Origin of the sequence: Staphylococcus sp. AtDRG32, from assembly GCF_004365845.1 — a bacterium.
Classification (GTDB): Bacteria; Bacillota; Bacilli; order Staphylococcales; family Staphylococcaceae; genus Staphylococcus; species Staphylococcus hominis.
Map to the genome: position 1 here is coordinate 1 of NZ_SODE01000007.1, position 14,342 is coordinate 14,342.

Annotated in this window: 15 protein-coding genes, 2 tRNA genes and 1 rRNA gene; all 18 read right to left on the reverse strand. The window is 30.0% G+C overall.

What is annotated here, in order from left to right:
• A 16S ribosomal RNA gene (locus BDW25_RS08950) occupies positions 1-70 on the reverse strand; the annotation flags it as partial.
• A gap of 120 nt (positions 71-190) precedes the next feature.
• A tRNA-Gly gene (locus BDW25_RS08955) sits at positions 191-264 on the reverse strand.
• Between the two features lie 24 nt (positions 265-288).
• Positions 289-374 (reverse strand) — tRNA-Leu (locus BDW25_RS08960).
• Between the two features lie 271 nt (positions 375-645).
• Positions 646-1,098, reverse strand: coding sequence for a SprT family protein (locus BDW25_RS08965; protein ID WP_019835624.1), 453 nt, complete (start codon positions 1,096-1,098; stop codon positions 646-648).
• Entirely contained in the window at positions 1,091-3,238 is a 2,148-nt protein-coding gene (locus BDW25_RS08970; protein WP_064207383.1) for a Tex family protein, read from the reverse strand. Before BDW25_RS08970 ends, BDW25_RS08965 begins: the two co-directional genes overlap by 8 nt.
• A 126-nt stretch (positions 3,239-3,364) precedes the next feature.
• Complete coding sequence (gene sigB, locus BDW25_RS08975; protein ID WP_002455074.1) at positions 3,365-4,135, reverse strand: RNA polymerase sigma factor SigB; 771 nt, start codon at positions 4,133-4,135, stop codon at positions 3,365-3,367.
• Positions 4,110-4,562 (reverse strand): anti-sigma B factor RsbW, encoded by a 453-nt coding sequence (rsbW, locus tag BDW25_RS08980; protein WP_049335593.1) that lies wholly within the window; start codon positions 4,560-4,562, stop codon positions 4,110-4,112. Before rsbW ends, sigB begins: the two co-directional genes overlap by 26 nt.
• Before the next feature lie 28 nt (positions 4,563-4,590).
• Positions 4,591-4,917: an anti-sigma factor antagonist gene (locus BDW25_RS08985; RefSeq protein WP_002448686.1), complete on the reverse strand. Its 327-nt coding sequence runs from the start codon at positions 4,915-4,917 to the stop codon at positions 4,591-4,593.
• Between the two features lie 85 nt (positions 4,918-5,002).
• Positions 5,003-6,004 (reverse strand): SpoIIE family protein phosphatase, encoded by a 1,002-nt coding sequence (locus BDW25_RS08990; RefSeq protein ID WP_002448679.1) that lies wholly within the window; start codon positions 6,002-6,004, stop codon positions 5,003-5,005.
• A gap of 371 nt (positions 6,005-6,375) precedes the next feature.
• Entirely contained in the window at positions 6,376-6,738 is a 363-nt protein-coding gene (locus tag BDW25_RS08995) for a type II toxin-antitoxin system PemK/MazF family toxin (RefSeq protein WP_017174798.1), read from the reverse strand.
• Positions 6,735-6,905, reverse strand: coding sequence for a type II toxin-antitoxin system antitoxin MazE (gene mazE / locus BDW25_RS09000; RefSeq protein WP_002448681.1), 171 nt, complete (start codon positions 6,903-6,905; stop codon positions 6,735-6,737). The genes BDW25_RS08995 and mazE overlap by 4 nt, the downstream gene beginning before the upstream one ends.
• Positions 6,906-6,990: 85 nt before the next feature.
• Positions 6,991-8,136, reverse strand: coding sequence for an alanine racemase (gene alr / locus BDW25_RS09005; protein ID WP_133945445.1), 1,146 nt, complete (start codon positions 8,134-8,136; stop codon positions 6,991-6,993).
• A gap of 42 nt (positions 8,137-8,178) precedes the next feature.
• The gene (gene acpS, locus BDW25_RS09010; protein WP_019835621.1) at positions 8,179-8,532 is read right to left on the reverse strand and encodes a holo-ACP synthase; all 354 of its coding nucleotides are present in this window, start codon (positions 8,530-8,532) and stop codon (positions 8,179-8,181) included.
• A gap of 24 nt (positions 8,533-8,556) precedes the next feature.
• On the reverse strand, positions 8,557-9,036 hold the full coding sequence (locus BDW25_RS09015) for a PH domain-containing protein (protein ID WP_133945447.1): 480 nt from the start codon (positions 9,034-9,036) through the stop codon (positions 8,557-8,559).
• Positions 9,029-10,531 carry a PH domain-containing protein gene (locus tag BDW25_RS09020; RefSeq protein WP_133945471.1) on the reverse strand — a complete coding sequence of 501 codons (1,503 nt, stop codon included), beginning with the start codon at positions 10,529-10,531 and terminating at the stop codon, positions 9,029-9,031. The genes BDW25_RS09015 and BDW25_RS09020 overlap by 8 nt, the downstream gene beginning before the upstream one ends.
• Complete coding sequence (locus BDW25_RS09025) at positions 10,521-11,000, reverse strand: PH domain-containing protein (protein WP_002448666.1); 480 nt, start codon at positions 10,998-11,000, stop codon at positions 10,521-10,523. The genes BDW25_RS09020 and BDW25_RS09025 overlap by 11 nt, the downstream gene beginning before the upstream one ends.
• A gap of 242 nt (positions 11,001-11,242) precedes the next feature.
• Entirely contained in the window at positions 11,243-12,754 is a 1,512-nt protein-coding gene (gene cshA, locus BDW25_RS09030; protein WP_002448713.1) for a degradosome RNA helicase CshA, read from the reverse strand.
• A gap of 231 nt (positions 12,755-12,985) precedes the next feature.
• Positions 12,986-14,341 carry a UDP-N-acetylmuramoyl-tripeptide--D-alanyl-D-alanine ligase gene (locus tag BDW25_RS09035; RefSeq protein ID WP_133945449.1) on the reverse strand — a complete coding sequence of 452 codons (1,356 nt, stop codon included), beginning with the start codon at positions 14,339-14,341 and terminating at the stop codon, positions 12,986-12,988.
• Position 14,342 lies beyond the last annotated feature (1 nt).

Consider the following 14,342-nt stretch of genomic DNA (forward strand, 5'->3'; position numbering starts at 1 on the left):
TTCGCTCGACTTGCATGTATTAGGCACGCCGCCAGCGTTCATCCTGAGCCAGGATCAAACTCTCCATAAAAATTTATGATGTTTGATTAGCTCATAATACTAAATAGTGTTTGTAACATTTAAGTTACTTTATTGGAATTAACGTTGACATATTGTCATTCAGTTTTCAATGTTCATTTGAAATTTGTAATGGAGCGGGTGATGGGAATCGAACCCACAACATCAGCTTGGAAGGCTGAGGTTTTGCCATTAAACTACACCCGCAGTATATAATAATTGAAATTGATTTGGTGCGGCCGAGAGGACTTGAACCTCCACGGGATTTCTCCCACTAGGCCCTCAACCTAGCGCGTCTGCCATTCCGCCACGACCGCTGGCAAAACGCAATAATTTATTAATTATCGAGAACATTATTTATTGTAAATGATTTGTAATAAAAAGTCAATAAGTTTTTAATATTATTTTAAATAAATTTACTATTTTTTAATATTTACCTCATTCATTAATACAACGATATCTATAATACATACTTTTTTAACATAAGTCAATAGTTTTTATTAAAAAATTTAAAAACCTACAATATTGTAGGTTTTTAAAGGACATTGTTATATTAGTAATATCTTATTTGTTCATATTTAAATTTATTTATAAATACATCTTTAATTTCAATTTACTTCCACATTTACCACATCTCATTTTATCAATATTAACTTTTCTAATCCTTAGATACGTAGTCTTACATTTACAACATTGATATATATAATTTGCTCTTTCTTCATAGCTTTGAATCGGCTGACAAAATCTTGGAGCTTGAACTTTATTGCTTAACATTTTAAAGTCATGGTCCTTGTGTTGATAACCTTTTCCGGATAAATGTAAATGATAATGACATAGTTCATGCTTTATGATATTTATTAAAGCATCTTTTCCAAAACAAGAAAATTGCTTCGGATTAATCTCAATATGATGTGTAGATAATACATATCGTCCGCCTGTTGTTCGTAATCGAGAATTAAAATAAGCTTTATGTTTAAAAGGTTGGTTAAAATGATCAAGCGAAGTTGTTTCCACTAACTTTTGAAGCATTTTATTATTCATTAGGATTAATCATAGTCAATGATACTTTTTCTTTATTTTTATCAATATTTAAAATCCAAACATCAACTATATCTCCTACACTAATAATATCCATAGGATTTTTAACATATTTCTTTGATAATTTTGAAATGTGAACTAAACCATCTTGTTTAACACCTATATCTACAAATGCTCCAAAATCTACTACATTTCTAACTGTTCCACTTAACTTCATACCTTTAGACAAGTCTTCGATTGATAATATATCAGATTTTAACTGTGGAGTTTCGTAGCTATCACGAGGATCACGATTTGGCGTTTTAAGAGATTTTACAATATCTTCTAGTGTTGGTTTGCCTATTCCAATTTCATTTGATTTTTCTTCAATATTAATATCACTAAGTGTTTGTTTAAGTTTATCTGAACCTAAATCATCAATTGATAGCTGTAAACTTTCTAAAAACTGATATGTTGCTTGATAACTTTCTGGATGAATAGATGTATTATCTAATGGTTCTTTACCATTAACAATTCTTAAAAATCCGATACTTTGTTCAAACGTTTTACTACCTAAACGTTTTACTTTGCTTATTTCAGAATGATGCTTTATGGATCCATTTTCTTCACGATAATCAATTATATTTTGAGCAATGGTACTTGATAATCCCGAAACATATTGCAGTAAAGATTTTGAAGCGGTATTTACATCTACACCTACTTGGTTAACTGCAGTTTCTACGACAAATGTGAGCGCTTGTTCAAGTTCTTTTTGGTTTACATCATGTTGATACTGTCCTACTCCAATAGATTTAGGATCAATTTTTACTAATTCACTAAGTGGATCTTGCACACGTCTACCAATAGACACTGCACTTCGTTCTTCAACTTGAAACTCTGGAAATTCATTTCTTGCTATTTCAGAGGCAGAATATACAGAAGCCCCTGCTTCATTTACAATAATAAATTGAGCATTTATTTGATATTTTTTTATTACATTTGCTACAAATTGTTCTGTTTCACGACTTGCTGTACCATTACCAATTGCAATTAATTCAACATTATTTTCAGTTATCATTCTAACTAATTCTTTTTCTGCCAATTCTATTTTAGATTTTGGAGGATGAGGATATATAACACTTTTAGCAATAAATGTTCCAAAAGGATTGATAACAGCTAATTTGCATCCAGTTCTAAATGCTGGATCGATACCTAAAATTTGTTTACCTTTCATAGGAGGCTGTAATAATAAATGTTTTAAATTTTCACTAAACACTTCTATAGCGTGATGCTCTGCTTTTTCAGTTAAATCATTTCGAATTTCTCTTTCAATTGAAGGCATGATTAAACGTTTTAAACTGTCTTTAACTGCAGACTCAATATATTCAACTAGTTGATGAGCTTTTTTTACTTCTTGCGATTGTATAAATGTTTCTATTGAAGTAGTATCAAATTCAATTTTAATTGACAATACTTTTTCTTTTTCTCCACGATTCATTGCTAAAATTCGGTGATTAGCTATTCTTTTTATAGGCTCAGAATAATCATAATACATACTAAATATCTCTTTTTCATCATTTGCTTGTTTTTTCTTTGTTGTCACAATCTTTCCTTGATAATAAACGTCTTTAAGTAAACGTTGTCGATACTTAGGATTATCCGAAATACGTTCAGCAATAATATCTTGAGCACCTTGAATTGCCTCATCAACTGTTTTAACTTCTTCACTTAAATATTTTCTAGCTTCTTCATGTACATTCATACTTTGTCCTTCTATTAAAAAGTGAGCTAATGGTGCTAATCCTTTTCGTTTTGCTTCAGTTGCTCTAGTTTTCTTTTTTTGTTTAAAAGGACGATATAAATCTTCTACACGTTGTAATTTTGTTTGCTGAAGAATGTCTTGCTTTAATTCATTAGTAAGTAAACCTTGTTGTTCAATATTATGTATAACTTCTTCTTTACGTTTTTGAAGATGCGCTACATATTGATATTCATCAGATATTTGTTTAATTTGAACTTCATCTAAACCACCAGTTGCTTCTTTTCGATATCTTGCAATAAAAGGTACTGTGTTATTTTCCTCTAATAGATTTAATACAGCTATGACTTGTTTTTCTAAAAATTGATATTTTTTTACAATATCATTAATTAATGTCTTTTCCATGTTATAACCACTCTTTGTATATAAATTCTATTTAATTTTAACATATCTTTATTTTTACAATACATTTTCTAACAATAAAAGGAGCGACATAGAATTCAATATGAACTCATTGGTCGCTCCTCAATTTCATTGCCTAGCAGCTTGTTGTAATTTTCTTATTGCAGTTCGTTGTAATCTAGATACATGCATTTGACTAAGTCCAATACGTTCACCAGTTTCCTTTTGACTTAATCCTTCAATGAAAGTACATTGAATAATTTCTCTTTCTCTATCAGATAAGATTGGTAAAATACGTTCAAGAATCATTCGTTTTTCAGTAAGGTCGTAATTATCATCTTGTTGACCCATAATATCTAACAATGTAACTGTAGAACCATCCTTATCTGCTTCAATTGAATGATCTACACTAAGTGCGTTATAGCTTTGACCCATTTCCATGGCTTCTAACACTTCTTCTTCATTTACTTCTAAACGGTTCGCAATTTCTAAAATTGAAGGAGAACGTCCGAGTTCATTCGTAAGTTCATCGCCCACTTTTTTTATTCTTGGACCAATTTCTTTAATTCTTCTAGGAACATGAACGCTCCATGTCTTATCTCGTAAATATCTTTTAATCTCACCAATAACAGTTGGCACTAAGAATGCTTCAAATTTGCGATCGAAAGATATATCAAATCTGTTAATAGCACCTATTAAACCAACCATACCCACTTGAACTAAATCTTCATGATGTGATTGTCCTTTTGAATACTTATATGCTAATGATTCAATTAGTTTGCGATAATGTTTAACTAATTTATCTTGCGCATGAGGATTTATATTGTCTTGGTGTTCTTTAATCCATTGGTTAATTTGTTCAGGTGATATCTCATTAACTGATTTCGACTCTTTCGTCATTATTTGGCACCTGCTCTTTTTTTATATACTTAATCATACTAATTGTTACACCAGACTCTTTTGAAACTTTTACTTCATCCATTAATGATTCAATCAAAAATAGACCTAGTCCACCTTCACGTAAGAAGTCGATATTTTCGTTTTCTTGGTAAGGCCCTAATTTTGATTTTGTAGATTCGTAGTCAAAACTTTCACCTTGATCTGAAATAATAATCTTAATTTTGTCATCAAATAATTCAAAACAAATATTAATCATACCATTTTGTTCACTATGTTTATATGCATGTTTGACAGCATTAGTAACCGCTTCACTTACTGCAATTTTTGAATCTTCAATGTCATCGTATGAAGCACCTGCTCTTGTAAATACCCCTGATAAAGTAAGGCGAATTAAACTTACATATTCTGCTGAGGCAGGTAACTTCATTTCAATATAATCATTTTTGAGTGACAAATTACTCTACCTCCGTTCCTTCATTAACGTGCATTAAATCTTTTAAACCCGTAATATCAAATAATCTACTAATTCTATCTGTGACACCTAAAATATATAATTCTTTATCATTTTGATTTAGAGCCTTTAATGTTCCTACAAATAAGCCTAAACCCGTTGAATCCATATAACTTACATTTGCTAAGTTCACGTGAATGTCATGATTTCCTTCTTGGCGCATAGGCACAAGTACTTCTTCTAACTCAGGTACTGTATATACGTCTAACTCTCCACCAACAATAACTTCATAATAATCATCATGGGTTATCGTTTCTATATTAAGATTCATTTACTTACACTCCTAATCTTTTTCGATATGTATACTATAGCAACTATACCCATTATTATTATAATATAATCAAAAAATTAAATAATTAATTCACTCTTTTTATTATTAAAATTGTCATGTCATCTCTTTTTTGCGTATTTTGTATTTTTAAAATGGCTTCATATAAGATTTGAACAATATCTTGGGGATGCATATGCTTATATTTTCTAATTAAATTAAGAACAGTATCTTTTGCAATAAACTCCCCTTTTTTATTTCTAGCTTCTGTTACACCATCAGTAAAAATAATAATTAAATCATCTAAATATATTGGAATTTCTTGTTGACTATATCGCGTATGTTGACTTACACCAAGTACTCTTCCTCGAACTTCAATTTCTTCAAATGTTTCAGTTTCAGCTCTATAAATGTATCCTGGTTCATGACCTGCTGAACTACAATATAATAAATGATTCATTTCTTCATATAGTCCATAAAACATCGTGACGAACATATTTTGATTAACATTTTTTTCTACCACACGATTGAGTCGTTTTAAACCATCACTTGGTAATTGTGAATGACCATATGAATCCATTCCAAATTTAATCATACTCATTGCTAATGCTGCTGGAATACCTTTCCCTATAACATCTGCTACAGCAAAACTCATCGTACCATCTCTATGATCAATTAAATTAAAATAGTCCCCGCTTACTTTTTGAGCAGCTACTGAAATAACACCTATTTGTATACTATCAAACTGTGGAATATCTGTTTTTAACATCGTTTGTTGAAGTCTAGAGGCTAAGTCAATTTCTTTATCGTGGAATTGCATTTTATCAACTAAATTTTGATAATCTCTATAGCTATATCCAAAGCCTTTTACTACTTCTTCTAATACATCTAATGTATCTAAGATTTGAGATGTTTTTAAATTTAAAGAAGCAATATACGTTTTATGTAAATCAACAACATCCTCTGGTAGAATATCCTTTTTGATTACTTCTTCAGTGAATTCATCGCACTTCTTTAAAAATTGTTCTTTATTTTTAGTAACCAAACTCTCATCTATAAGTTGCTTATAGTTTTTTTTAAATTCTTCCACGAATTTTGCCTCCTTACTTCATAGCTGATTAAAACATGTTTAAATATTGTCTGACGCAATACAACATTTTAAATTTATTCATTAATGCCAAATGTATATTATTCTAAAATAACTCTTCTACTTAAAAAGGGAGCAAGACAGTATTCATTTTGTGAATATGCTGTCTTACCCCCGCAAGGTTAATTGAAATTGAAAACTTGAGTTAAATATTTTCAATTCAGTTAACTACTGCGACATCTCTAAATAGTCATAAACTTACTCAATAGTATCATTGAATTCCACCGAATTTAGTCTAATTAAAACTTTTCAAAAGTACAATTGATTTATTTTAAAAGTTTATTTCATATTTTTTGGATTATACATATAAAATACTAATTTTTTTGAGGACGAACATCGTGTAAACCTAAACTGATATCCAATGCATCGTCAACTTCTTTCATTTTATCTTCTGATAAATATGTAAGTTTCTCTTTCAACCTTTTTTTATCCAATGTTCGTATTTGTTCTAAAAGAATGACTGAATCTTTATCTAAACGATATTTTTTCTTTTCTATTTCTACATGTGTTGGTATTTTCGCTTTATTAATCCTGCCAGTAATCGCAGCAACGATTACTGTAGGACTATATTTATTACCAGTATCATTTTGAATGATAACTACAGGTCTTACTCCCCCTTGTTCAGACCCTTGAACTGGTGATAAATCAGCTAAATATACATCGCCTCTTCTAATCATTCACTTTTATAATTAGATGTAAGATAAGATTCGTTACAATCACAAGCTTCACATTCTAATGGAAATGCTTCAGTTGCTAGGGAGAGGTTTAAATCGGCCATTTGGACATAGCCTTCTTTTAGTGATTGTTCAAGACTATGGCTTCTATTCTGATTAAAAGTTAACATACTATGAACCTCCAATTGATACAAACAAGACATTATAAACTTTAATTTAGTTTTATAATAACAAATTTTGTAACAAGTGACTATACTAATTTAATAATTCATTTGTAACTTCAAATTTTTTATTTAAATAATATATTCTTGGAAGTCTGCGTCCTAAATTACATAAAACTTCATAATTAATTGTATTTTGTTTTATAGCTAATGCCTCTACTGCTTGTGAAGAATTTAAATTGTTATCTATTAAAATAACCTCATCTCCTTCTTTCACATCATCTGGTACACTAATAATCATTTGATCCATGCATACTCTTCCAATGATTTCACATTGATATTGATTGACATTTACGGCGAATCCTTGCATAGCTCTTAAGAAACCATCTGCATATCCAATTGGTAAAACCGCTATTTTCATTTTTTCAGTTGCAGTGAATGTACTTCCATAACTTACAGAGTCGCCGGGATTTAAATATTTAGTTTGGACAACTTGAGTCATTAATTTAGCACTTGGTTTTAATTGAACATCAACTTCATTTCTAACATACTCAGAAGGATAATAACCATATAGTGAAATTCCAAGTCTTAACGCATTGCATAATTTACAATTTGCTAATAAAGCGCCTGCTGAGTTTTGAGCATGTATATATTTTGGTCGCTCTGCTTTTGTTACCAACTCTTCAAAAAATGCATATTGCTGTTTCATTGAATCACCAGGTTCATCTGCATTGGCAAAGTGAGTAAAGACGCCGTCAAAAATAAGAGTTGGATGTTCTTTAATAAGATTAATGACTAACTGATACTCTTCAAGCGTTTTAATCCCTAGTCTTCCCATTCCTGTATCTAATTTCACATGAAGATATACATGATCTGAGTTATCTTCTATATAATGAATCGCTCGTTCTAACCAAAACTGTGAAGGTACAGTTAAAGTAATGTCATATTGAATCGCTTTATTTATATCTTTCGGTGATATCGCACCTAAAACTAATAATTTAGCATTTATATTATGTAAGCGTAATTCAATGGCTTCATCTAAAGTAGCAACTGCAAAAAATTGAGCCCCATTATTTTCTAAAATCTCTGCTATTTTTACACTTCCTAATCCATATCCATTCGCTTTAATTACAGGAATCACTAACTTATCACTTTGAAGTGTTTTAAAAATATTATAATTGTATAGAATGGCATCAAGATCTACATTTAAATATGTCGGTCTATAAGCAACATCTGACATATGAAGTCCTCCTTATTTAAACTTATAAAAAATTGATATGATTTATTTTTCTAATATTACTTCACTCATTGCGTAATGTTGTGTATGCGTAATCGAGACATGAACAATAAAACCAGGATATTCGATGCAAGGTTTCCCCTTTTCATCGTTATAACAATCAATATCATTAAATGCTACCGTTTTTCCTAACCCTGTTCCTAATGCTTTACTAAATGCTTCTTTAGTTGCAAATCGTCCTGCTAAAAATTCTAATTTTCTTTTATCATTTTTAAAAGAGTTAAATTTTTGCTGTTCTTGATCTGTTAGTATTCTATGTATTAATTTATCACTTTGTTTAATATACACATCTTTTATTCGGTCAATTTCAATTAAATCAATACCAATACCATGTATCATATCCACACCTCACTTAATTATCCTTTATAATTCATATAGTTCGTGTTTTCTATTTTGAATCATTTGTTTTAAATAAATCGCTTCTTTTTTTGCAATTAGTTCTATATTGCATTCTCCACCTGCAGTAGATAAATGAAGATGTGCTAATTTATATTTTCTCATTATGAATCCTTCTATGACCTCTATATTTTGTATTCTATAAAACGGTATTATATCTGTTTCAACAGTGATGATACCTTTTCTAATATGAATCTCGTTTTCATCATAGTAATAACTGAAATAATGATATCTCAGAAGCGGAATAACAATAATAAATAGTATGATATAAATCAAAATAATTACTATAGAAATAATGATATTAATTGAAAGTTTTGATATATGAGTAAAATAAACATCTATCATATTGAGTAGAAATAAAAAAGCAGTAGTAATTATAAGGCCTATCAATGATGTGATTCTCATCACCTTTAGACCACTTGTGTTCATAAAACTATGTTCACTCAATCTTAGACCCTCCTAAATAGGTCTCAATATTTAATTGAACCTGTTTTTCAGAAGCATATTTTAGCTTAATATCTTCATTTACCGCACCCTTAGCTATAATAAAATGTAAATGTGCTAAATGGCTCTTTTCTAACAATGGATTTTGATTAACATTCATACCAATAATTTTATCCTTTTTAAAATGATATGAATTAATATGCATGATACTTACTTGGCGAAGTGCAATTTCATTTTTTCTATTACATAATCCAGAAACAGATATATACACATACGCATGAATTGCCATAAAGATAATAATAATTATCGCTATAATATAACTCCATTTACTCCAATAGTAAGCACCTATAGTTGCACCAAGAATCAATATGATACTAGGTATAAAAAAGTGGCGATGATATCCTCGTTTTGGCACATTTTCAGTAATAGAGTTAAATTGCATTTCAGGAATTAATTTTCTAATAATAGAATAAGCCTCTTTTTTATTAATAAATGGAAGAATCATAATTTTTCCGTTTTCACTTACATCTTCATTAGATTTAACTTCTAAATCACTTGTAATAATAAAGTATATAGAGGTATATCCAAATAACTTTCTAATAAATGACTGTTTTTCTACCACTGCTTGTAATCGTTCGGTAGGCACTGTGATATTTTTTACATTTAGTAATCCGTAAGTAATTTTCAACTCATTATCATGTTGTGTGATTGTATAGTTATAATAACGTAGAACAACAATTAGAGTGCCTATAACATAACAAAATATAAGTACAATCAATATAATAATAGTCACTAAAAACGTAACTGACTGTATCCATTGAAAAAGACGAGACGTCCATTTTTCCCATGGGATAATATCTTCAAATGCACCTATAATGGGGGAAATGGTGGCGAATGCTACACCTATCACGCCACTTGTCAATGCCATAAAAATCAATAGTTTATTAGACATTTTAAATATTACTTCATTATTACTACTATCTTCAGATATTAATTCTTGTTCGCTATTATTAGGCTTATTATCAGGCTCTATTTCTTGACTGTCTAACTGAAGTTGTCTTTTTTTAATTGTACGTTCAATCAATTCACTTTGTTGTTTCGAAATCGTTTCAAGTTCAATACCATCACTCGGCGTTTTAATTTGTAATCGTACGCCACCTACTAATTGATTAATCAGTCCTTGTGTGGTATCTAAGGATTGAATTCGATTCAAATTTAATTCTTTGCGTTTTTTATTTAACCATCCAGATGTGACTATAAATTGATCATTTTCTATCCAATAACGCGTTAGACGTACTTTTTGAAATTGATTAATCATAGAAAAAAGAATAATCACTAAAAAGATACCTGGTCCAATATAATGTCTAATATTTGTAAAATCAAAATTCCATATATTAAATCCAATAAACACGATAATAACAAAAATGTTTTGCTTTATAACATCTATTAGACCTGTGAAATAAGAAATCGGATGTAATTTTTGAGGTTTAAATATCATCATTACTACCTCGCATTTGTGATAAGATATGTAATATTAATCGTTCTGCTTCTTTATTAGAAACAAAAGGTGTTGTGAGTTCATGACCTGCAGTCACAACAATGACTCTCTTAAGATTAAACTTTTTCAATAACGGATTTGTTTTAACCTTTAAAAGTTGTAACCTTTCAATTTTTGTTGTTTTATAGCTTTTAAAAATAAAAGTATTTAAAATTTCTATGTTATTATTTTCTATATTATAAAATCTATAAGAGTATCTATTGATGGGTTGTAGAATAAAACGAATAAAAGAACAAATAGTTAATACAAGTAGAATATAAAAAATAAAATGGGGCCAGTGAAATGCTTTCCAACAATACAACCCACCACCTAAAATAATGAGCTCTATTAGTAATGTGACTCCACTTACCAACCAATGATATAAAAATGCGGATTTAGGACTTTTATGAAAAGAGTGATGTAATTGCACAATAAACTCCTTAACAATTTTTTTATATTATATCATACTATTTTTTTAAAATAATATGATAGATGTTAATGAAAAAACAAAACTGAATACTATCTATTTAAATACGATCAACTATCCTCTTTTTCTTTAAAACATTATTAGTACAATCATTTATAAATTTAATAGGTAAAACTTATAATCAAAAAGAGCTTGAGACATATGTCTCAAGCTCAATCAAGCAAATTTAATCTTATCTATAACAACTATTTTTGTAAATCAGCAAACGTACGACCTTTGATAGATGTTTTTCTTTTATCTTGTCTATCTCGACGATCTTGTTTTTTACCTTTTTTCTTATTGAAGTTACCTTTTGATCGTTTATTTTTGTTGTTAAATTTATTGTTTCGTTTACCACCACGTCTTGATTGATTACCTTTATTATTACGACTCTTTCTTGCAAGTGGCTTTTCGAAAGTTAATTGAACTTCAACTTCATCGTTTGCTTCAACAAGTTCTTGTAATAATGAAGCTACTAATTCAGTGCTATCATATTCTTCTAATAATTCACTAGAAATACGTTTTAAACGATCTTCACTCTCACGTGACATCCAGTTTTTAACTTTGTCTTTAATATCTTCTTCACGTGCTTTAAGCACTTCTTTACGATGAGGTGGTCTTAAAGCTTTCATTCTTCTGTCATTGACTTCTTCAATTTGACGAATGTAATCCATCTCAATTGGGTTAACAAACGTAACAGCAATACCTTCTTTACCTGCACGACCTGTACGTCCAATTCTATGTGTATAACTTTCAGTATCTTGAGGTATATCAAAGTTATATACGTGACTTACACCTGAAATATCAAGACCACGTGCTGCAACGTCTGTGGCAACTAATATATCAATTTGATCGTTTTTGAATTTTTTAAGTACTTCTAAACGTTTGGCTTGTGTAATGTCTCCATGTAATCCTTCTGCTTTGTAACCCTTAGTAAGCAATGCACTTGTTAACTCATCTACACGACGTTTAGTTCTACCAAATACAATAGCTAACTCAGGTTGATGTACATCTAAGAAATTAGTAAATGTATCAAATTTCTCTAACTCTTTAACAATTGTATAGTATTCGTCGATTTGAGGATCAGACATTTCATTGTTCATCGTTTTAACAATTTGTGGTGATTTCATAAATTGTTGTACTAATGTCTGAATAGCTTTAGGCATTGTCGCTGAAAATAGCATTGTTTGTCGTTGTTCAGCAGGGATTTTATCCATAATAAATCTCATATCATCAATGAAGCCCATGTTCATCATTTCGTCCGCTTCATCTAAAATTAAAGTATGAATATCATTCGTTTTTAATGTACGACGATTCAAATGATCGATAACACGTCCTGGCGTTCCTACTACAATTTGAGGCCCACGTTTTAACGCTTTAATTTGTCTATCAATTGGCATACCACCAAAGACAGTAACAACTTGAATATTTTGTCCACGACTGAATTCGCGTAATTGTTCAGCAACTTGCATTGCTAATTCTCTTGTAGGTGCTAAAATTAAAGCTTGAACACCTGATTTTCCAACAACTTTTTCTATTAAAGGAATACCAAAAGCTCCTGTTTTACCCGTACCTGTCTGAGCTTGTCCAAGGATATCTTTTCCTTCTAATGTATAAGGGATACTTTCTTTTTGAATCGGTGTTGGTTCTTTAAAACCCATTTCTTCTAGGGTTTTTACCGTTTTATCCGAAATCCCTAATTCTTTAAAATTTTGCAATATAATTCTCCTTTTAATTCTTTTATTTATCAATATACGTTTTTGTATATAAGGTCTTCTTATTACGTCAACTTCTATATAGTACCACCTAAAAATAGTTATAGCAATAAAGCAATTTTCATATCTACAGCAAGTAACGTTTTTAAGTAGAGTATTTGTTCTATTAAAATAATAAAAAGAAGTTGCTTTGAAACCTTTCATTTCTAAGCAACTCTTAATTATAATGAATAATTAAATTAAAGCATTTACTACTTCTTCAAGTTTATTACCACGTGACCCTTTAATTAACACTTTGTCATCAGGTTGCAAAATAGACTTTAAGTAATGAGTCAGTTCATTTTTATCTGAAAAATAAGCTACATCTTCCACAAACTGACCACCTGTACGACTTATAAACTTAGCATCATTACCGTAAGTAAGTAACGTATGAATACCCTTATCTTCTAAATAAGCACCTACATCTTCATGCATACTTTGACTATTTTCACCTAATTCTAAAGAATCAGCGAGTACAATGATTTTACGTCCATTCATATGACTTAATGTATCAATAGCCGCTTTCATACTTGTTGGACTTGCATTGTAAGCATCATTAATAACCGTAATTTGATTATCAGTAACATGTCGTTCCATACGCATACCTGTGAGTTGTACATTACTTATATTCTTTTGAATTGTGTTGTAATCTAAACCAAGTTCATGTCCAATTGCAATAGCGATAGTAGCATTTTTCATGTTGTGAATACCTAAAATTGGTAATTCATAATGTTCCTTGTTATTGATCATAAATGCTATGCCATCATTTTTACTATTTTCAACTTTACATACTAATGTATTTTCATGATTTAAACCAACACTAACAAGTTTTGCATTTTTCACATTTTCAACATGGGGCTTTAGAAGTGGTTCATCTCCATCATATATAAATGTGCCATCAGATTTAAGACCAATAGTAATTTCAGATTTGGCTTTAGCAATACCTTCTCTAGAACCTAAATCTTGCATGTGAGATTCACCAATATTTGTGATAACCGCAATATCAGGTTCCGCAATTTTAGATAACAATTCAATTTCATGGAATCCTGACATACCCATTTCCAAAATAGAAATTTCTGTGTCTTTGTCTAATTGAAGAATGGTTAAAGGTAAACCAATTTCATTGTTATAGTTACCTTGTGTTTTTTTGACTCTAAATTCGGTATGTAACACACTTTCAATCATATCTTTTGTTGTTGTTTTACCATTAGAACCGGTCACTCCAATTACTTTTGGATTAACATGCTTTAAGTACGCTTTAGCTAATTGTTGTAAAGCAGTTAATGTATCATCAACCCATATAATAGGTCCTTGAATTGAATCGCTAATATCCTGTCCTTTTTCATAAAATGAAGCACCAGCCCCATCTTTTAGTGCTTGTTCTACAAAACGATGACCGTCTACATTTTCACCTTTAAATGGAACAAATAACATCTCTTTTTCTACATGACGAGAATCGATAGTGACTCCTTTAATTTGATGTTCTAAATATGCTTCATCAATATCGCAAGATATCCATTTTTGAATTTGTTTTAATGAAACTTCAATCATA